At 41.6% G+C, this 17,997-nt stretch carries 23 protein-coding genes and 1 pseudogene; 6 read left to right on the forward strand and 18 right to left on the reverse strand.

Translation table 11 applies throughout. The features are described 5' to 3' along the window. Positions 1-106 precede the first annotated feature (106 nt). A pseudogene (locus K3248_RS08810) lies at positions 107-287 on the forward strand (helix-turn-helix transcriptional regulator). A 340-nt stretch (positions 288-627) separates the two neighbouring features. Then, the gene (locus K3248_RS07280) at positions 628-1,779 is read left to right on the forward strand and encodes a tyrosine-type recombinase/integrase (protein ID WP_220717713.1); all 1,152 of its coding nucleotides are present in this window, start codon (positions 628-630) and stop codon (positions 1,777-1,779) included. 273 nt (positions 1,780-2,052) lie between these two features. On the opposite strand, the gene K3248_RS07285 is transcribed toward K3248_RS07280, so the two are convergent. Genes K3248_RS07285 through bgtA form a run of 4 tightly spaced genes read right to left on the reverse strand, consistent with a single transcriptional unit; the run spans position 2,053 to position 3,280 of the window. Next, positions 2,053-2,265 (reverse strand): hypothetical protein, encoded by a 213-nt coding sequence (locus tag K3248_RS07285; protein WP_220717714.1) that lies wholly within the window; start codon positions 2,263-2,265, stop codon positions 2,053-2,055. After that, positions 2,258-2,461 carry a hypothetical protein gene (locus K3248_RS08815; protein ID WP_246588384.1) on the reverse strand — a complete coding sequence of 68 codons (204 nt, stop codon included), beginning with the start codon at positions 2,459-2,461 and terminating at the stop codon, positions 2,258-2,260. The genes K3248_RS07285 and K3248_RS08815 overlap by 8 nt, the downstream gene beginning before the upstream one ends. Beyond that, positions 2,394-2,621 (reverse strand): hypothetical protein, encoded by a 228-nt coding sequence (locus K3248_RS07290; RefSeq protein ID WP_220717715.1) that lies wholly within the window; start codon positions 2,619-2,621, stop codon positions 2,394-2,396. Before K3248_RS07290 ends, K3248_RS08815 begins: the two co-directional genes overlap by 68 nt. Beyond that, positions 2,618-3,280: a gene transfer agent endolysin BgtA gene (bgtA, locus tag K3248_RS07295; RefSeq protein WP_220717716.1), complete on the reverse strand. Its 663-nt coding sequence runs from the start codon at positions 3,278-3,280 to the stop codon at positions 2,618-2,620. Before bgtA ends, K3248_RS07290 begins: the two co-directional genes overlap by 4 nt. A gap of 106 nt (positions 3,281-3,386) precedes the next feature. On the opposite strand from bgtA, the gene K3248_RS07300 reads away from it, so the two are divergent. Continuing rightward, positions 3,387-3,710 (forward strand): type II toxin-antitoxin system RelE/ParE family toxin, encoded by a 324-nt coding sequence (locus K3248_RS07300; protein ID WP_220717717.1) that lies wholly within the window; start codon positions 3,387-3,389, stop codon positions 3,708-3,710. 12 nt (positions 3,711-3,722) lie between these two features. After that, on the forward strand, positions 3,723-4,034 hold the full coding sequence (locus tag K3248_RS07305) for a helix-turn-helix domain-containing transcriptional regulator (protein ID WP_220717718.1): 312 nt from the start codon (positions 3,723-3,725) through the stop codon (positions 4,032-4,034). 53 nt (positions 4,035-4,087) lie between these two features. Here the strand turns inward: K3248_RS07305 and K3248_RS07310 are convergent, their stop codons facing one another. The 10 genes from K3248_RS07310 to K3248_RS07355 all read right to left on the reverse strand — a co-directional run bounded on the left by K3248_RS07310 (position 4,088) and on the right by K3248_RS07355 (position 11,732). Beyond that, on the reverse strand, positions 4,088-4,366 hold the full coding sequence (locus tag K3248_RS07310; RefSeq protein WP_220717719.1) for a hypothetical protein: 279 nt from the start codon (positions 4,364-4,366) through the stop codon (positions 4,088-4,090). Next, positions 4,363-5,082 carry a Rha family transcriptional regulator gene (locus K3248_RS07315; protein ID WP_220717720.1) on the reverse strand — a complete coding sequence of 240 codons (720 nt, stop codon included), beginning with the start codon at positions 5,080-5,082 and terminating at the stop codon, positions 4,363-4,365. Before K3248_RS07315 ends, K3248_RS07310 begins: the two co-directional genes overlap by 4 nt. Positions 5,083-5,386: 304 nt before the next feature. Continuing rightward, positions 5,387-6,697 carry a phage late control D family protein gene (locus K3248_RS07320; RefSeq protein ID WP_220717721.1) on the reverse strand — a complete coding sequence of 437 codons (1,311 nt, stop codon included), beginning with the start codon at positions 6,695-6,697 and terminating at the stop codon, positions 5,387-5,389. Next, the gene (locus K3248_RS07325) at positions 6,694-6,918 is read right to left on the reverse strand and encodes a tail protein X (protein WP_220717722.1); all 225 of its coding nucleotides are present in this window, start codon (positions 6,916-6,918) and stop codon (positions 6,694-6,696) included. Before K3248_RS07325 ends, K3248_RS07320 begins: the two co-directional genes overlap by 4 nt. After that, positions 6,915-7,295 (reverse strand): phage tail protein, encoded by a 381-nt coding sequence (locus K3248_RS07330; RefSeq protein ID WP_220717723.1) that lies wholly within the window; start codon positions 7,293-7,295, stop codon positions 6,915-6,917. The genes K3248_RS07325 and K3248_RS07330 overlap by 4 nt, the downstream gene beginning before the upstream one ends. A gap of 5 nt (positions 7,296-7,300) precedes the next feature. Then, positions 7,301-9,595, reverse strand: coding sequence for a phage tail tape measure protein (locus K3248_RS07335; RefSeq protein ID WP_220717724.1), 2,295 nt, complete (start codon positions 9,593-9,595; stop codon positions 7,301-7,303). Beyond that, complete coding sequence (locus K3248_RS09005; RefSeq protein ID WP_371875522.1) at positions 9,592-9,756, reverse strand: GpE family phage tail protein; 165 nt, start codon at positions 9,754-9,756, stop codon at positions 9,592-9,594. Before K3248_RS09005 ends, K3248_RS07335 begins: the two co-directional genes overlap by 4 nt. Then, complete coding sequence (locus K3248_RS07345) at positions 9,705-9,989, reverse strand: phage tail assembly protein (protein ID WP_220717725.1); 285 nt, start codon at positions 9,987-9,989, stop codon at positions 9,705-9,707. The genes K3248_RS09005 and K3248_RS07345 overlap by 52 nt, the downstream gene beginning before the upstream one ends. A gap of 1 nt (position 9,990) precedes the next feature. Beyond that, the gene (locus tag K3248_RS07350) at positions 9,991-10,497 is read right to left on the reverse strand and encodes a phage major tail tube protein (protein WP_220717726.1); all 507 of its coding nucleotides are present in this window, start codon (positions 10,495-10,497) and stop codon (positions 9,991-9,993) included. Beyond that, positions 10,497-11,732, reverse strand: a complete 1,236-nt coding sequence (locus K3248_RS07355) for a phage tail sheath subtilisin-like domain-containing protein (RefSeq protein WP_220717727.1) — start codon at positions 11,730-11,732, stop codon at positions 10,497-10,499. The genes K3248_RS07350 and K3248_RS07355 overlap by 1 nt, the downstream gene beginning before the upstream one ends. Before the next feature lie 356 nt (positions 11,733-12,088). Between K3248_RS07355 and K3248_RS07360 the strand changes: the two genes are divergently transcribed. Further along, positions 12,089-12,607 carry a Rha family transcriptional regulator gene (locus K3248_RS07360; RefSeq protein WP_220717728.1) on the forward strand — a complete coding sequence of 173 codons (519 nt, stop codon included), beginning with the start codon at positions 12,089-12,091 and terminating at the stop codon, positions 12,605-12,607. 46 nt (positions 12,608-12,653) lie between these two features. On the opposite strand, the gene K3248_RS07365 is transcribed toward K3248_RS07360, so the two are convergent. Continuing rightward, a complete protein-coding gene (locus K3248_RS07365) occupies positions 12,654-12,983 on the reverse strand; it encodes a HigA family addiction module antitoxin (protein ID WP_220717729.1) in 330 nt (109 codons plus the stop codon). Positions 12,984-13,065: 82 nt separating this feature from the next. Here K3248_RS07365 and K3248_RS07370 point away from each other — a divergent pair, with 82 nt between their 5' ends. Then, positions 13,066-13,422, forward strand: a complete 357-nt coding sequence (locus tag K3248_RS07370; RefSeq protein ID WP_220717730.1) for a helix-turn-helix domain-containing protein — start codon at positions 13,066-13,068, stop codon at positions 13,420-13,422. 40 nt (positions 13,423-13,462) lie between these two features. Here the strand turns inward: K3248_RS07370 and K3248_RS07375 are convergent, their stop codons facing one another. Genes K3248_RS07375 through K3248_RS07385 form a run of 3 tightly spaced genes read right to left on the reverse strand, consistent with a single transcriptional unit; the run spans position 13,463 to position 17,996 of the window. Further along, complete coding sequence (locus K3248_RS07375) at positions 13,463-13,699, reverse strand: hypothetical protein (RefSeq protein WP_220717731.1); 237 nt, start codon at positions 13,697-13,699, stop codon at positions 13,463-13,465. A gap of 9 nt (positions 13,700-13,708) precedes the next feature. Then, positions 13,709-14,839 (reverse strand): Bgr_08870 family protein, encoded by a 1,131-nt coding sequence (locus K3248_RS07380; protein WP_220717732.1) that lies wholly within the window; start codon positions 14,837-14,839, stop codon positions 13,709-13,711. A 13-nt stretch (positions 14,840-14,852) separates the two neighbouring features. Beyond that, positions 14,853-17,996: a DUF4815 domain-containing protein gene (locus tag K3248_RS07385; protein ID WP_220717733.1), complete on the reverse strand. Its 3,144-nt coding sequence runs from the start codon at positions 17,994-17,996 to the stop codon at positions 14,853-14,855. Position 17,997 lies beyond the last annotated feature (1 nt).

Raw genomic sequence — 17,997 nt, forward strand, 5'->3', positions numbered from 1 at the left:
TAATAGAACACAATAAAAAAACAAAATAGGAAGTCAATAAAATAGCCAAATGTATTATTCAACTCATGAAGAAGAAAGAAAAACGGGTTAATATGTTAAGAATAAAATTATAGTATCAACAGATGAATGTATGCAACTTTTTAGTATATCCACAACAACAATTCGTAACTGGGTATTTCAAGAGATATTTCCAGAGTCGTATAAATTATGTAGAGCAGTGAAGTGAAGAAAAAAGCTCTTTAGCATTGACTTCAGAGAAACATATAGAGCAAATAACAACAAGTTAGGTAAAATTGTATAAATTACAATAGGTGAACTGAAAAGTAGTCTAAAAAAAGCTTGTTCAAGAAAAAACATATGTATTTTAATAACTTAAATACAAGAAATGGTGCCGCATGCCGGCAGACTGGGGATTATCAACAAGATTCAAAGTATATAAATATGTGTAATAGCGTATTGATGTGTATAGTTTTTTATGTTCCAATAAAAAAATTAAGAATTAAAGAAAAAATCTCAAATCAAAAATTTAAGGTGGTCTAAAAGGTGGACCAAAAAAGGTGGGCGGGCAATGCCTGCAAAGGTGAATCCCAAAAGGTGGACGAGAAGGTGGACAAGAAGGTAAATTAAGTGAGGGCGATTCATAAATTATCAGCAGCGTTTGTAAAAGCATTTCCTCAAGGCAAATATTGTGATGGGGCAGGACTGTGGTTGAATGTTCGAAAAGACAATACCCGCTCTTGGTTTTTTCGCTATACACACCACAATAAGCGCCGTGAAATGGGGCTTGGTCCTGTCACAAGGCTTTCTTTAAAAGAAGCACGAGAACTTGCAAGATATTATAGCGATATTCTTAAAGAAGGCAATGATCCTATTATCTTTCGAGAACAAACTGTCTTAAAACAGCAAAGCAATATGTTTAAAGAAATTGCGCAGGCAGCTTTTGAAAGTAAAAAAGCTGAGTTAAAGAATGAAGGCAAAAATGGGCGTTGGTTTTCTCCACTAGAATTACATGTTATTCCACACATAGGAAATTTGCCTATAGAACAATTAACAGCGAATATCATTCGCAATGTTTTGGCACCTCTTTGGCATGAAAAAGCAGATACAGCGCGTAAAGCACTTAATCGTATTAATATTTGCTTGAAATATGCTGCAGCTCTTGGTTTAGATGTTGATCTACAAGCCTGTATAAAAGCGCGCGCCCTTTTAGGAAAGCCCCGTGCTACATCAACAAATATTCCTGCTATGCCATGGCAAGAAGTACCGGCTTTTTATCAGAATTTAGATGATAAGATTCTTTCAAATTTAGCACTGAAGCTTCTGATTTTGACTGGAGTACGGTCACATCCATTGCGCTATTTGCGTCTTGAACAAATAGATAAAAATATATGGACAATACCAAAAGAAAATATGAAAGGTATTGTAGGAAAAGTTTCAGATTTTCGCGTGCCATTGAGTGATGAAGCTTTGAAAGTGATTGAAAAATCCCTCCCCTTTGAAAAGAATGGTTTTTTATTTGCTGGTCTTACAGGCAAGCCAATTTCTGATGCAAGCATGTCAAAATATATGACAGTTTGTGGTTTGACTTATCGCCCCCATGGTTTCAGATCTAGTCTTCGTGATTGGATAGCAGAGACAACGTCAACACCCTTTGAAATTGCCGAAACTGTTCTTGCGCATTCCGTTGGGAGTTCGGTGACAAAAGCTTATATGCGGACAGATTTTTTAGAACAACGCCATGCTCTCTTGGAACAGTGGGCTGCATTTATAACAGAATAGATTTTTTTACAATTGCCTCTACAGAGCGCCTCTTTTTTTTTCACTAACTTTATCTAATATTTTTTGAATGTTACTAAGTTCTGTTGTGAAAAATAATCTAAAGTTTTAACAAATCTTTTTGCGTATTTTTTAGCTATTTTGAGGGGAAATATGATGTGCAAAATTTTTTAAAAAAACACTGTAAAATGTGTGAAAATATTATTAATCGCCTCCATGGGACGTGCAAAATAGAAAATCTATTGGCTAAAAAATTTAGCACGTCTCAGGACGTATTTAGAATCGGATATTTGGTTTTTGTGTAAAAATACTCTCTATGGCATCTAGGATCCGTGAAAAATCAAGCGCTAATAAGAGTATAATCAGTACAATCCATTTCGTATAACGCGACATCACCTTTACACTTTTGTAGGTCATGATGATTTCTTGAAGGATTTCTTTTTCTGCTTCTGTAAGCTCTATATCGTCTCTTGTTTTTCTTCTAGCCATATTTCCATCCACACAAACGTTCACCTAGGGTGTTATGTTTTAAGATATCTCTTGCTAAGCTTGAACTGATGACGTTAACATCTCTTTTGTTTAAATAAATGGGTAACCAACCAACACAAGAGACATACTTATTTGCCCCGCAGCCAACGAGAGAGAGCAGCGCGCACATCAGAATCGCTTTTTTGATTAACTTCATTTTCCACCTCCAGACGTTTTGTTGCTGCCTTTAGCGTTTTTTCTGTTTGCTTTTGCTGTTCTGCTTTTTTGCCAAGGGTAAAAGCTTTGGCTAAAGCCATAAAAAAAGCGGCAAAAACTGCACCTGTTAACAGCAGATTTTTTTTCATCCATAAGATCATAGTCGGTGCTCCTGAAAGCGTTTGGCAACAAAGAAAAGACCAACACCGGCCGCTAGAACCATAATGCTGGCAAGAGCCCATTGCACTGGACCATTGCCTGCTAGTAAGCCGCCAAGTCCAGAAAAAGAGCCAATAATGGGGGCCAATGCTTCTGCTTTAAAGAGAGCTGTTGAATCCTTTGTTTCTACGGTTTGATAGTTGGAGGAAACATAAGCGCCTTTTGCCCATAATCCTGCTTCTGCTGCACGTCGGTGGACAAGACCTTGCAAGCGTTTACCACCCGCTTTGGTCCATTTTTGTAATTCGGCCGGTACTGCTTCATAATCACCAGTATTGAGTTTTTTTAACAGGGTTGAGTTGCAAAAAGCTGTTGTTCCGACATTATAACAAAAGGATACTAAGGCTGCGAATTGCCAAGAATTTAAAGAGACTGTAACGGCTTTTGCAACAGTGTTTTCAAATTGTCTTAAGTCTTTACAAAGAAGTTCTTCGGCTTGTTTTTCAGTAATTGTCATGCCCTTGTGAACAAAAGGTTTTCCTGCGGCGCTGGTATGTCCATAACCAATAGTCCACACACCGATGGTGTCTTTATAAGCGTTTAAGCGCAAGCCTTCCCATTGTTTGATGAGAGCAAGCCCTTCTTGTGATATTTTTCGCATAAAGTTCTCCATAAAAAAAGCCCCACACAAGGTGAGGCTGAGTGAAAATCTAAAAATAAATTTCTTTCTATCTTGACAAATATTCGTTTATAAACGAATATAGATTATGTTTGAAATACGTCACTACCTTACCTCTGATGGCAAAGACTTGATAAATGATTGGCTGCGAAAGCTGCGTGATGTGCAGGCTAAAGCTGCAATTATTCGCCGTCTTAATCGTTTAGAGCAAGGAAACTTTGGCGATTTCAAACCGCTTCGTGATGGTGTCTATGAATTGCGTATGAATATTGGTCCTGGTTACCGCGTTTATTATGCCCAGTCTGGCAAGACCGTATTATTGCTCTTATGCGGTGGTACTAAAAAAACACAAGACACTGATATCACTCGCGCATGTGCTTGCTGGCGTGATTGGCAAAACCGTGAAGATTAAAGGAGTGCAAGAATGAAAGACCGTAACCATGATGATGCAATGGCAGAAATATTCCGTGATGACCTTGAGTTGGCAGCAGCTACCCTTGATGCCATTTTAGCAGATGGTGACCAGGGGGAATTGCTTATAACACTTCGTCAAATGGCAAAAGCTTATGGTGGTGTTCAAGCTGTCGCTAAAGCAGCCAACTTGAATCCAACACAGCTTTACCGGACACTTTCAGAAAAAGGTAATCCAGAGTTTCGTAGCTTGAATGCTGTACTGCGTACTATGGGATTTCGCTTGGCTGTACAACCTCTTGAACGATCTGTTCCACACGTTTAATCTGAGTTTGCTATTTCCCCACCTTAAAAGATGGGGAAGGGGAATGTTTTACTTTAAGCAACCTTTTTAATGGGGCTTTCTAAATTTGGCTCGTAAGCTTTCAACAAAGACTCTATAATCGGAGGTGGTCTTAAAGTTCCGAAATTTGTAATCATTGCTAAAATTTTGAGTGCATTGGGGGTTTCATCTTGAAGCTTTAAAATTAAAGCTTTTTCTATCGCATCCATAGTCTCAATAAGAGTATTAAAAGCCTTGTCTTCAATATCATCACGATCAGAAAACTGATACAATGCCATCCACAAATCGCATAAAAAGTCTATACTGGTATTCATTGTACACCTCCATGGATTTGTTCTCTTAAACATGCCAATCCTCTAGAGGTGATTTTTGTTGAAGGCAGTACCTTTTCTGTACCATCGGGTCTTTGAATGGTAATCGCAGGGCAATCCATGAGTTGTTTTTTGATCTTGTCCTGATAGGGTAACAATGGACCACCTGGAGCACGTCGATAGACCCAATCGTGTTTGCGCAAGTAATCGCTTAAATCCTTTGGTTGTACCTCTAACATCTTTGCAGCTTCAATAAGACCAAACAAACCATCAGAGCGTTTTAAGCCCTCCAAAGCCTCTGCCTTGGGAGCTAATTCTGCAATCACATGATCTTTTTGCTCGATTTGGCTTTGTAAGTGATTTAAGACGCCAAGTAAGGCTTCGGGTTTAGAGTAATCAACTTGTGGAGTAGCCACTTGCTTTTCCAATTCTTGCCAACGGTCAATTATTTTTGCTCGTAAGACAGTGCTGTAACCAGAGACAAGAATTAAACATTCACGCTTGGGAAGGTTATAACAAGGGCGTGTTTTTCCTTGTTCATCAATATAACTACTTAAAAATTTAGCCGGCTCAAATTTGAGCTCGCTAAATATTTGCTTAATATCGCGCATAACATTTTTATGCTTCTTACTACATAACTCTGCAATTTCAATGCTAGACATAGTTTGTACAGCTGCGTTGTTAGCAACATTTGCTGTAATTTTTGTAAGAGTGTTCATGTAAACTCCTATGCAGTTAGACGTTTCTTAATGACACTCAAAAAGGAGTGCCGGGTGCTAAGAAACACGGTGCATAGTCCGTCGTCACGCTTTTCCCATAAGGGTATTGTATAGCGCAACTACACCCGACGAGATCATTATATGCGTGTAACATACAATGAGTCAAAGCCTTTAATGTGCGGAAAATAAACTGTTTCGGCAATTCATCCGCTATGCATTTAAGGTGTTTCTTAGGCACCTGATTCGAAAATACAGATTACATAAATAATGTCAAGCAATTTTATATAGTTTTTTAATAATTTTGCTAATTGATATCTTCTTTATCCATATGGATAACGCCGTCTCCTTCGTCACATGCATTGGGGGAAGCGTTTGGATCAAGGGTATCATCTTTATCTGGTGTGGTATTGGCTACGTTTTTTGCGGCATTTTCTTGGGCTTTATCAAAAAGTTCGCAGTCTATTTTTGTTGTATAGCCCCCCGTCTTATCAAGCTTGTGTTTGACGCTTTTGATGCGCCATTCTGCTGGAATATAGGGGCGAAAAGGGGGCTCTTGAATAAGCTTTGCTTCTGCTTGTACAAAGGGATCACCACCGATATCACATGAGAAAGAAGATTTTCCACGTGATGATTTGTTGCGATAAGCAGCAATAGCCGCAACCGCTTCTGATTGGTTATGGTAGGTGTATTTGAGTTCATGAAAAGGTTCTTTACCAACCTTGACTTCCTTTTTCTCACCGGTGCGGATATCATGATAGTTTGCAAGGACACCGCCTTTTTTCTCTTCTTCTTGCTCTTTTTTTTCGGGTGTGTCTGCTGTTGTCTTTGTTTTAGGTAAATTGGGGACATCATTTTTATCCATATGAATAACATCTTCGCCTTCCTCAATTTCCTCTGGTTCCCTTGCATCAGCGGCGGCTTTTTGGTCATCTCCCGCATCTGTTGCTAAGCCATTGGCGCGACCTGCTTCATCGCGTGCACTGTATTTAAAATCCCAAGAGGTGCATTGTTTTTCATGGATGACAATGACGGGTAGTGTTTCACCAGTGATAGCTTTGCCTTCACCCCGTTTGGCAAGCACCAATTTGCCATCAACGGGTTTTGCGACGGCGTCATATTCTTCTGCAAGGCGTGTGGCAAAAGCCATATCGCTTTCTGCTGTTTGATCAATGTGACGCACGACAATTTTGGCAAGATTGGGCTCGATTTTTGCTGTATAGCCATTGCGCTGTGCTATTTCTTGAATAATGTTGCCAAGGGTTTGTTGATGATAAGATTGACTTTTGGGTGTTCGATAAGATGTATTCATGGAGGCAGCGCGCCCTGTAACACTTAAGGTTTGTGGTGGACTGCTTACAGAGATTTCATCAATCAGATAGGCGCCCATATCGCGGTTTTTACCGCCTTCATAGCCAAGAGTGACAGAAATGACTGTTCCTATGAGAGGAATATCAAGAAAGCCGTTATCACACTCACGGGCGCGGTCATCAAGTTCTATGGTGATGCGGTCACTTTTGTCTTCTGCTTCATCGGTAATTTCAATCGATAAGACATAGTCCATGAGAGTTCTTGTAATGTCTTCGCCATTTGCCATCACTGTGCAAAAAGGTTTCATGATTGACTGCCCCAAATTCTGATCACGGGTGTGGCTTTAGGATAGGGGAGGGTTGGCAAGAGGATTGTGATGCCTGCTTTTAAGACGGGTCCATAGTCCGCAAGACCAAAATTCGCTGCATAAACGTGTTCAACAGCAAGAGCTTGTTGTCCCTTGGCATAATATTTCCAGCAAATGGCATCAACCATATCGCCTTCTTTGGTTACGTAAAGATCACTCATAACTCTTCACCATATTCTCTCAAACTGACGGTAAATTCTTGTTTTTTTGGGCTACCATTTTGGTGAAAGAAGCTTTGCTTTTCTTTGACAGAAAGGATGACAAACTTACCCAAAATCTTGCCCTGACCCGTCACAAGAATGTGAGGACCATTGTGTGCCATTTGTCGTAAATACTCGAGTTGTCTATAACCGCCTTTAAAGTCTGGATAGATCACGCCGGTGAGAGAAAATTCCGCATTGGCAACAGCTGGCAGTTGAAGAGCAGCCTTGCGTCCCAATCGCCCTTGCTCGACCCATGGGATGTCATAGGCCATATCGAGGGCTTGATAGGCTGCTGTTTCAATAGAAAAGATAAAACCACCCAAAGCTAACATCATGATGTTTAATCCGAAAGGCTAGAAGCTATCGCCAAACGCTGTTGTTTGGCATAGTGTTCAAGGGCTTGATTGACGGCGGTGCGGATTTCGTCTTTTAAACCATTGGGGACGGAAATATTTAAATTTGAAATCATCACGCGGGCATCTACTTCCACTGGCTTATGCACCATAATGGGCTCTGGAACTTTGAAAGATTCAACCTTTACATTTGTCGCTTGCATTTGTCCTGTTTCAACTATGCCTGTATTGGAACTGCTCTTGCCTTTTCCAGAGGGGGCATTAGGGATAATGGCTGTCTCAAGAATTCTTTTGCCAGGGGCTTGAGCTTCATCGGTCAAGGTTTTAATGGTTTGGGTTGAAGTTTTATTGATTGTCGCACTAAATCCTAACTTTTCTTTCATCCAGTTTGGCATCCAACTGGTTAATTTATTTATCTGGTTGCTAAACCAATCAGAGAGAGCATTCCATTTGCTTTTAATGCCCTCCCAAAGCCCTCCAATCAGATGGGCGCCTGCATCTATGAGATTGACTCCAAACAACCATTCAATCAATGCATTGATTTTTTGGGCAATCCAAGAGAGAGGTGAAAAGTTTTTAAAGAGCGTAAAGAGGTTGTTGAAAATGTTACTGCATAAGTTGGCAAAAGAATTCCACAAATTGCGTAAGAAATTCATGACCGTATCCCAGTTTTTGTAGAGGAGATATCCAGCACCTACAAGGGCTGCAATGCCAGCCATTATCCAACCAATAGGTGTGGTCATGATTGTGATACCAAGTGATATAAAAGCAGAACCAACGGCGGTTATTGCCGAAATGAGTGAACCTACAAGAGTAAAAGCAAGACTGGCAACTGCAGAAGCAGCTGAGATGAGTGCGGAAAGCAGTGATTTTGCAAGAGTTGTAACAAATTTCATAAAAGCTTTATCTGCCGCGATTAATGCGGAAAATAGCGACTTTCCAAGATTTACAACAAGACCAGCAATTTTAGAACCAACTGTAGTTAAGACTGGAGATAGCCGTCCCGCAAGAGCGACAGCAAGCCTGATGCAAACTACACTTACTACGGCTAAGGACGTAGCTACCCAGCCATTGATTTTATCCCAATTTTTATAGAGTGCAACAAGCGCTACAATGCCCCCCAATATCCAACCGATAGGTGTGGCCATAATAGTATAGCCAAGGGTAACAAATGCGACACCAACCGCTGCTAATGCTGCAATAAGTGGACCAAAAATGAAGGAACCAAGGGCAACAAGACCTACCTTGAAAAGGGTTATTTCACCAATCAATGGCTCTAGCCATTGGAACCAGCCTTTAATTCTCGCTGTGAGATCACTGATACCTTTTCTTAAATCAGAGGTAGGATCAAGCAAATCCTTGAAAGTTTGTTTTAAGGTTTTAGCCCAGTTCGCAACAGTTGTTTGAATGAGGTCACGGTTTTCATCAATCAACTTTGAAAACGCATCAATCATATCATTGATCACGGGCATAAAGCGTGTGCCAATAAAGCTTGCAACCCCTCCTATTTTTTTCTTAAAGGCACCAAGCTTGTCACTTAAATCTGCTGCATACTGTGCAACATCTGCGCCTATCAACCATTTTCCTTTTCTTGCCTTTGCAAAGAGTTCTTTAATGGGCGCCATGCCTTGTGAAAGCATGGATGCCATTTCCTTGCCATCTCCCCCAAACAGCAGAGCAGCAATATGCTGCCTTTGTGCTTGGTTTTTCATCTTACTCATTTTTTCGGTAATTTCTTCTAGTAAGAGAGAATTTGATTTGAGTTTTCCAGAAGCGTTTTTGACAGAAATGCCGAGCGCTTCAAATCCCATCATGCCTCTTTTTTGTCCGGCATATGCTTGTGCAGAACGCCTATTTAAGGTTGCCAAGGATTGTTGAAAGAGTTCGGCAGAATATCCTGAATTATCGGCTGCATCACCCCATAATTGAAGAGCTGTGACACTCATTCCTAAATGGCGTGATGCATGGTGAAGACTATCGCCCATATGCATGGTTTTCATGGTAACGGCGGTTATACTTGCTACAAGACCACCCCCAGCAAGCCCTAAGACACCGGTAAAGATTGAAGCACGACTTGCAGCTACACCAAGAGCACTTTGAACGCCATGAAGGCTTTTTGTCATGTTTTTTACAGCAGCAGAAAAGCGTGGAATACTTAAACTATAGGATAATTTTTTTGACAGTGTATCGAATTTTTTTTGTACACGTTTTAAAGGTGCGGTGAGTTTGTCTTCAAGAGACAACTTCACTTTTGCATCAGCAACTTTATCGGTTTTACTCATTTTGTCTTATACCTTTCTGCTGCTTGTTTTCGCCAGAATATGAGTTCTTGCGGTTCCATTTCCATCATCTCTGAAAGGGACCAATGGAACACAATAGCAATATCGGCGATCAGTTTAGCGGCGGTTTCCCAGTCGAGGTGTCCCGCCGTTTGATAAAAGATTCCAAAATCTCTCCAATGTTTGAAAGGTCATTGATATCGAGTTCACTAATCGCCTCATGCGGCCATCCAGAAAGACGTGCGATCATAGCGATTGTTTGCTCTATGCCTTCTTTTTTGTCTATGGCTTGCAAATCTTTTGTTTTGGGGCGCTTTAAGGTGATTTCGCTATGCTCTTTTCCTTCAAATGTGATAGGAATAAGCAATTGATGTGTAACAGTTTGTTGTATAGTCATTTTATAATCCTATGTTTTCTCTATGGTCTGCGAGTTGATTGACACCATTGAATTTTCTCACCATATTGAGGACGTCTATCTCAACGATTTCAACGTCTTTCTGAACATATTTGAAATATTGCAATGTGAATGTTGCTGTAGAAGTTGCCTTGCTTCCCGGTTGCCATTCTGCCATTTCAAAGCCTTTGCACAGTCCTCTCATGGTAATGATAACCCCTTCTGCGGGCGTCCCTTGGGCTTGCATTGAACTGCGCAGTGAGATGTCGACATCCGTGCGTCCCAACAATGCCATTAATTCTGGAGAGCAATCAGAAATGGTCATGGTAAGCGTGAGTGTTTCAAGACCAAGATCAATCTCAATAGCGCTATCCATGCCACCGCCACGATAACTTTCAACGACCAAGTTCAAGTTTGGGAGGGTGATGCTTTCACACTTTGCCTGATAGGGAATACCATCAACAAAAATGTTAAAATATTTCAGAACTCTTGGTAAAACGGGTACAGTCATTAAAAGATCTCCTCTAGGTAATCATTGATGATTTGTGAACGGAAGGTGATGTGTTCTGCAGGTGTTGTTGGTGTGAATTCCACATTGAAATAGACTCTGCCATCTTCAATAGCACTTGCTGTGTTAAGCTCTAGATCTGGTGTACAGCGTCCCCCAAGAATAGCGCCTTGTGCTTTTAAATCACGCAAATAAGCATTAACGCTTTCACTCACATCATTCAGATAGGTCTTTTTAATATTGCGGTCGATTGCCCATAGATGTCCGCGTAAAATGGCATCGTTAATCATATCTGCAGTGCGTACCACGGATAAAAAGGCAAATTTTGTATCGCTTGAAAGCGTGCGATTACCCCAAAGGCGATAGCCGTTTTCACGAATAATGGTTGTGATGTTTTGTTCATTGAGAAGATTAGCGCGGCTTGCACGATCACCAATGGAAAAATCAATGGGGCGTGCAGTTCCTACAATTCCATTGATCACTTTGTTTGAAGGGGAATGCCAAAAGCCATTGGCAAAATCATTTTTGGCAATAATCCCAGCAACCGCTGCACTTGCTGGCTCTTCTAAGATCTTGCCATTGCGATTGACCTTTACAAATGGATCAATGAGAATGGCGCGTTTTGAATCAAAATCCTTTGCTGCGCTAACGGCTGCTTCATCTGTTGTGTTGGGGGCATCAAGCACCACAATGGCGCGCAAACGTTCTGCAATGCCAATCAGTTCTGCCGCAACGGGGTTAGAGGTTGTACTGATCTCAGTTTTGGCGCTATCACTCGTTTCATCCCCTTCAATGGTCACACTGGTTGGGCGTTGATGGGTAAAGCCTGGCGCAATCAGAATACGTGGTGTTTGTCCCACAACAGATTGTGCTCCAATGAAAGCATGAACACCTTCATAGGCGCCATGTTCGTTCACACCACCTAGAATATTGCTGAGTGTTGCGTTTTCATTGTCACCTTCTTTTACACGGATAACGACGACAATAGCTCCCACTTGCTTGAAAATAAGATCAAGAGCATTGGGTAAAGTACCACGTTGTTTGCCTGTTGTATCCAATTTTGCGGCTTGTGAAAGAGAGCCTGCGACCAAAACGGGTGTGTTAAGAGGAAAGGCTTGTTCATCGGCATCGGGTGCTGTGCCGATAATTCCGATAACGCCAGACTGAACTGCACGAAGAGGGCGTGTGCCGTCATCAACCTCGACGACTTCAACACCGTGTAGAAAACCTGTTGCCATTTTATGCTCCTTTAAAATAGTGGTGAATGAAATGAAGATGAAAAAATGAGAGGTAAAAGCTGTTCTTGAGAACGACTTGACAAAAGATTTAAAACCGTTAGATTCATACAAAGGTGCTTCAAAAACACCTTAAAACAACAAGCGGATTGGTTGCCGAAATAACTGATCTTCTGCAAACTAAAAGCTTTGACTCATTGTATGCTGTACGCATATAATAATGTTTGCCGGGTGTGGTTATGTTATACAATACCCTTTTTTAGGGGAAGGCATAACGACGGGCTTGTTGCCGTGTTTTTGAGCGCCCGGCATTCTTTTGAGTGTGTCAATCAAAAACGTCTAGCAACAAGGAGTTCATCATGAACAATTTAGTAACAATCAATAATGATGGTATCGTTGTCACTACCTCTTTAAAAATTGCTGAGGGTGTAGGGAATACGCATAAAACAGTTATACAGCTTATACGTCAAAATATTGAAGACTTTGAAGAATTTGGAAGGGTCGCATTTGAAATGCCACCCTTTGGAACCAAAGGCGGGAGACAAAAGAGAGTAATTGCTATCCTTAATGAAGCACAAGCGACCTTACTCATGACCTATATGCGTAACAATGATACGGTGCGTGCGTTTAAAAAAGCTCTTGTTAAAGCTTTCTATGATTTAAAAAACCAATTGATCGATAATGACCGCGATACACGGTTTGCTTTTCCAAGCAACTGGGATGAGATGTCTCCAACCGAAAAGGCTGTCTACATTTATGGACCTCTTCACATGCATCTTGTTAAAGCCTTTACGTTAGTAGAAGAGAGCAAACATTATAAAACGCTTGTTGAAGAAGCCAAGAAAGTCTTAGAAAGATCCGTTGTAAAAGCTGCTTAACTTTCAAAGTACGGTTCATCTCCTCATCTTTAGGGTGGGGAGAAGATCATGAATGGCTATGTCCCATTTGCGCATTCATTTCGTTAGCTGTTAGTGTTGGAATAGAAGAGACATCAATATCACGCTCTGCATGCCAAGCATCATAATTGGCTTGCATACGTAACCATATGCCTACGCCATTCCCAAACATCTTTCCAAGACAAGCCGAAAGAGAAGGGGAGATAGGCTTTTTTGCCTTTAGAATATCACAAAGATGTTGGTGTGATATACCGAGCATTTGTGCGATTTCTGAATTTGTTTTACCAGTTTCTGGAATAATATCTGCTAAAAGCTCTCCTGGATGAGTAGGGCAACGGTTAGGATTACGTGTGGTCATGGATAGTCTTCTTTGCAATTAATTTTAAAACTATTACAATCAATATAATATCAATACCATGTAATTTAAAGAAATTTAAGAAATGAACATCAAGCCCATTCGCACTGAAAAAGATTATCAAGAAGCCTTGGAAATTGTATCTGCACTGTTTGATAATCAACCTCAAGAAAATACACCAGAATTTGATCTAATGGAGGTTCTTGTTTTGTTGATTGAAGCATATGAAGCAGAGCACTATCCTGTTTCTCCTCCTCATCCAATTGAAGCGATTAAATTTAGAATGGAACAAATGAACTTAACCGCCAAAGACCTCGTTCCGGCAATTGGACATTTAAATCGCGTTTATGAAATACTGAGTGGTAAAAGAAAATTAACACTGCGTATGATTAAAAACTTGCACCAACAGTTTAATATTCCACTAGAAAGCCTAATATCCTAGATTTTGAATCATTTACTTTTTAAAAAAAGGTCTTCAAAGGTCATTTAAAGACCCCTATAGGTGGCTCTATGATTGCGTTTTTTTCTGCTGGTTGTGGAGATGCGGATTGTTTTTTGTTTTCATTCACCACGGGAGGAGAAAACACTCCATCTTTATAAGTCCAGCCGATTTGTGCTTCACTTGAGGGGATCGCCTCACCATCAAAGGCGTGAATATAATCTTTTGCGGCGACAATAATATTTGTGACCACACCATTTTCAACAACTGCATATTCCATGAAAACCTCCTAAAGAAAAAATCTTAACAAGATTGCACCATTTCCACCATCACCACCAAGTTTTCCTCCATTCTTTCCACGGAAATATCCGCCGCCACCGCCACCGCCGTTGGCACCGTATTTGCCACCATTACCGCCACCGTTATTGCCGCCATAACCGTTAGTGCCGTTCTTTTTGCCACCGCCGCCACCGCCGCCGCCGCCATAAATACTGTTTCCACCATGAACGCCATTGTCATCATCTTTATAGCCACCGCCATAACCACCATTGCCACCAGAAAAAGTGACACTCTCATTTTGGGGATCATCTTTTTTATTGTTTTTCCAAGTGCCGCCACCGACACCTCCATCTCCTCCCCTTCCTCCATTGCCACGATTGCCATGGGCATAAGCATAGCCATCAGGAGTGTTATCATTGCCACCACCATAGCCACCACCACCTGCAAGGATAATACCTTCAATAAACGTATTCCCGCCCCAACTTCCGTTTCCTCTCCCGCCTTTGCCACCACGACCAATTTGAACTGTTTGCGATTTTTTCAGATCAGACACTTTAATTTTAACACGCGCGTGTTGACCGCCACCACCGCCGCCGCCGCCGTTTTTATCGCTACCACCATCACCGCCGCCGCCGCCGCCGCCGCCCCACGCCCATATTTCTACTTCTGTGTCATCGTTAACGCCTTCAGGAAATGGAATAGCGCCACTTTCTGTCATAAGGATTTCAACGGGCTTTTTGTTGAATAAAGTCATCAAAAAGTTTTCAAGTCCTACAATGTCATCAGTTTTATGTTGATGTTTGCCGAGTAGAGAAATAGCGCTGCCAAAAGTAAAATGATTGTTGCTTGCTTTATAGAGAACATAATTGTTCGCCGCATCATTTACGCCCTCGATATCGCTTAAATCAGCAAAAGTAAAAGTTTTATCGGCGGACATCTTGCTTTTGAGAACTGTTTCAAGACCGTTGATATCGCTTATTGTATGCGTGTGTTGTAAAGGCGCCTTTTCATTTGCTTTTTCTTCAATATGGGCAATCGCTTGATCAATTTTACCCAAGTTTTCACGCAAAATTGGGAACTCAGAACTGATAAAACGTCCTTCTTTAGGCAGTTCCATCTGCAATTTTTGTGTTTTTTCCATCTATTTTCTCCGTTCACAATATGCCGGCACCAAAATCACGCACCATGGACCGTGTCGCGGGTCCACCGGTAAGGGTGAATTTAAGGCGCGCTTGTTTTGCCGTTTTGTCTCCACTGATGAACTTTCTCTCATCCCAAAGAGGCTCGCTCAGTTGTTCTGTTTCCTCTAGCGTCAAAGGCATAAACGGACCATCATCCAGTTGCATCTCAAGTGTGAAGCAAGAACCACCAGGCAAAAATGTTTTGATATAGCTGGTCAACCTTGCCTTTTCCCCAAAGGCAAAAGCTCTTGTGATATAAGTTGCTGTTTTATGAATCTTTCCTGCAATCAATTGCACAGGAGCAAATAAGACGGGGGAGAGTTTTTGCGTGCCTTTAAGAATGGCGCGAAGCTTGACTTTTTCATTGATATATTCGGTTAAGCTTAGCAATTGAAACGGCAAAAGTTGGTAAATGGTACCGTTGTTGCGTTCAATTTCAAAGAGGACAGAACAATCGCTTGAAGGCAACTCAACGGCTGCACGCACCTGCAAATCAGAACAGTCCACAAGATTAAATTCCCCTAAATCTACGGTTTTTTGTGTTTGTTTATAGCGGGCGGCCAACACCCGAAATGCCAAAGCCTCATCTTGGTGTGCTGTCCAGCTCTGCGCATTAACAGAGGAAAAACGGGGACCTGTGACATAAGGATGGCTTGAGACGTATCTTTGTTTTTTCTTATCAAAATCTCCAAGCTTTGCGAGTGAGAGGGAATGATGGGCATCGTCGGTTTTAATGACAAAGGCGGTGAGGCGGTCATTGGGAACTAACAAGGGCACAGCATAGCGTGCCCCAGCCCAGCCCGTTTTGGCCCCCTTCATAGAATAGGAGGTTTGTGCTTGAATATCGGCGGTTGGATAACCGTTTTCAGTGGTGACCAAATCAATCATCAGATCATGGTTTTGATTGCCTATTTTACAAAGATGAAAATCAACACCCGTTATTTGCCGTGTTTCATCAGGAGTAAAAACTTGTGCTTGCGGATCAAAAGCTGTCCATATTTTCACCGTTGTGGTACGCCGCATCACTTTCACATCAAGGAAACCTTGACCCGTAAAAAGTCCTGTTGCTGTTGTTCCACCTTTTCCTTTTGCTACAACGTTTTTTGTACCAGCGGTAATATTGGGAGGAATTCTAAAGCTTCCTTCAAGGACGCCATCGTTATTGGCAACAAGGCTGTTTTGCGGCAAGACATTCACACCATCAAAGGTCAGGCTTTCTAAGATTTCACCTTTGGCAAAACCTTCAATTTTAAAGTAAAGAATAATTTGTCTTAAAAAATCAATTTGTTTGTGACGTGCACTGATGAAATCATCACTGACTTCTGTATTACGGAGTGTTTTTCCGCGGTTCCAGCCCATATTGAGTTGATTGGTAACGCTTGAAAGCCAACGTGTGTAATGTTCATGCCAAAAATCTGTTGCCGGTCTAAGCGTTATCGTACCGGGGAGAGGTGCAAAATTTTGATAAGGATTGATTTTTGTGCAAGCGGTTGCCAATTCTTGTGCAATGATGATTTCATTTTTCCAGTCAAGCGTGACAGGCGTTGTGAGAGGAGCCGTGTAAAATGTTGGATCAATGGCAAGCTGTAAAATACCGTTGCCAATAGCCCCTGTTTGTTCAAAACCTTCGTCTCTATAAGAGTCATCCAGAAAAGGATCAACAAACATACCTTTTTTGGCAACGGGCTCTTTAGAGTCAACATTGCTTTTAATGCGCTCTAATTGCATCAAGCGGTCAAGGGAGAGCACCCGTTGAAAATAGCGCCACATCTCATCATAAGGCGCAACGCGCGTTCCATCATTGACAACAAGGGGAGGTTTAAGCCAACTGTTGGTAATCGTGGCAAGAGAAAGTACATCATCAGGAACACTTGGTGCCATAGGTTGGTCTGCCGAAACACCTTTGATATAAACGACATCGCCTCCTGTATTCAGTCCGATACGGTCAATGCGAGGCAATTTGTATGTGTAACTCACAATGATATCACCATTCTCAGCGCCATCTGAGACAGTAATTTCTTGTGCTGTCACTTTATCTGCTTGTATGCTTGCACGGTAACGGTAAGTCACCGTATAGCTGCTTCCCGGTAAAGGTTCATCTCCCACCGGTGCCCAATCAATGGTGTCTCCGGTTTTTTTAAAATCTATGCCTTCTTTAAATTCCTTACCTCCTTGCACAATTTTGATAAAAGCAGTGATACTTTTATCGGGAACGCCATCACGTCCTGAAGCAACCGCACCGCGGGTGACATGAACAGTTCTTTCTTTTGTGAGCAAAATGGAATGAACAGCAGCAATGGGTGCATAATAAGTTTTAAAGGTAAAGTTTTTTTCTTGGTTTTTTGGTGTAAAAATATGGGTTTCGCTAGGAACAGCGCTTGTCGAAAAATCCTCGCGCTCTTCATAGCGCAAAGCCGCTAAGCGTTTGCGTTTAAAGCCATTGATATTGGCTTCTCCTTCTTGGATACTGAACACTTGCTTTTGTCCCTCTTGACCCAAAGCTGTGACACGGCAACCATTCACGATATAATGCCCATGGGCGCGGTCATACGTCGCAATGGCTTGCATGGCGGGTTCAAGCAGAGAGGGGGATTTTTGATCAATGAGAACACCATCTTGCAAAATATAGACCGGAAAAAATGTGCCTTCTTGCTCATCATCTTTGAGGGCCCAGACAAGTTTTGCCACCTCACGTGCAGCACCTGGTTCGCCTTCTGCCAAAGACCCCGGAACTTGTCCCAAAAGCTCTGGATCATCCTCATAGGTTAGCCATTTTTTTTGCAGTTTTACACCGATTTCCATGCGTCCAACCATGGAAATATTCTCTAAGACAGCATCAGAGACGGGAAAAATATCACCTGCAATATAAATCTTGCCTTCTGTGAGAGTCACCGTTTGCTTATCTTTATTGACAAGAGCATCCGCGCGTTCAACGCGGTCTCCTTCTTTGGCAACAAGACGACCCAAACGGTTATGGCGTCCTTTGATAATGGTTTGAACCTCATTGAGTTCAGCACTTTGAAGAAAAGGGCGCTGTCCATAAAACACAACGCTTTGTTGTTCCTCTTTGCCAACAGATCTATCAATTGCAAAAGGCAAACCACTTTCATGTTTCATA

Source organism: Bartonella raoultii (genome assembly GCF_019659805.1).
GTDB classification, from domain to species: Bacteria; Pseudomonadota; Alphaproteobacteria; order Rhizobiales; family Rhizobiaceae; genus Bartonella; species Bartonella raoultii.

Excerpts from the sequence above, each read along its gene's own strand:
- K3248_RS07345 (WP_220717725.1), bottom strand. The coding sequence starts at position 9,989 with ATGACTATACAACAAACTGTTACACATCAATTGCTTATTCCTATCACA.
- K3248_RS07335 (WP_220717724.1), bottom strand. The coding sequence starts at position 9,595 with ATGAGTAAAACCGATAAAGTTGCTGATGCAAAAGTGAAGTTGTCTCTT.
- K3248_RS07370 (WP_220717730.1), top strand. The coding sequence starts at position 13,066 with ATGAACATCAAGCCCATTCGCACTGAAAAAGATTATCAAGAAGCCTTG.
- K3248_RS07285 (WP_220717714.1), bottom strand. The coding sequence starts at position 2,265 with ATGGCTAGAAGAAAAACAAGAGACGATATAGAGCTTACAGAAGCAGAA.
- K3248_RS07365 (WP_220717729.1), bottom strand. The coding sequence starts at position 12,983 with ATGACCACACGTAATCCTAACCGTTGCCCTACTCATCCAGGAGAGCTT.
- K3248_RS07330 (WP_220717723.1), bottom strand. The coding sequence starts at position 7,295 with ATGATGTTAGCTTTGGGTGGTTTTATCTTTTCTATTGAAACAGCAGCC.
- K3248_RS07385 (WP_220717733.1), bottom strand. The coding sequence starts at position 17,996 with ATGAAACATGAAAGTGGTTTGCCTTTTGCAATTGATAGATCTGTTGGC.
- K3248_RS07380 (WP_220717732.1), bottom strand. The coding sequence starts at position 14,839 with ATGGAAAAAACACAAAAATTGCAGATGGAACTGCCTAAAGAAGGACGT.
- K3248_RS07350 (WP_220717726.1), bottom strand. The coding sequence starts at position 10,497 with ATGACTGTACCCGTTTTACCAAGAGTTCTGAAATATTTTAACATTTTT.
- K3248_RS07315 (WP_220717720.1), bottom strand. The coding sequence starts at position 5,082 with ATGAACACTCTTACAAAAATTACAGCAAATGTTGCTAACAACGCAGCT.
- K3248_RS07320 (WP_220717721.1), bottom strand. The coding sequence starts at position 6,697 with ATGAAACCTTTTTGCACAGTGATGGCAAATGGCGAAGACATTACAAGA.
- bgtA (WP_220717716.1), bottom strand. The coding sequence starts at position 3,280 with ATGCGAAAAATATCACAAGAAGGGCTTGCTCTCATCAAACAATGGGAA.
- K3248_RS07355 (WP_220717727.1), bottom strand. The coding sequence starts at position 11,732 with ATGGCAACAGGTTTTCTACACGGTGTTGAAGTCGTCGAGGTTGATGAC.
- K3248_RS07360 (WP_220717728.1), top strand. The coding sequence starts at position 12,089 with ATGAACAATTTAGTAACAATCAATAATGATGGTATCGTTGTCACTACC.
- K3248_RS07325 (WP_220717722.1), bottom strand. The coding sequence starts at position 6,918 with ATGAGTGATCTTTACGTAACCAAAGAAGGCGATATGGTTGATGCCATT.
- K3248_RS07310 (WP_220717719.1), bottom strand. The coding sequence starts at position 4,366 with ATGAATACCAGTATAGACTTTTTATGCGATTTGTGGATGGCATTGTAT.
- K3248_RS07300 (WP_220717717.1), top strand. The coding sequence starts at position 3,387 with ATGTTTGAAATACGTCACTACCTTACCTCTGATGGCAAAGACTTGATA.
- K3248_RS07375 (WP_220717731.1), bottom strand. The coding sequence starts at position 13,699 with ATGGAATATGCAGTTGTTGAAAATGGTGTGGTCACAAATATTATTGTC.
- K3248_RS07305 (WP_220717718.1), top strand. The coding sequence starts at position 3,723 with ATGAAAGACCGTAACCATGATGATGCAATGGCAGAAATATTCCGTGAT.
- K3248_RS07290 (WP_220717715.1), bottom strand. The coding sequence starts at position 2,621 with ATGATCTTATGGATGAAAAAAAATCTGCTGTTAACAGGTGCAGTTTTT.
- K3248_RS08815 (WP_246588384.1), bottom strand. The coding sequence starts at position 2,461 with ATGAAGTTAATCAAAAAAGCGATTCTGATGTGCGCGCTGCTCTCTCTC.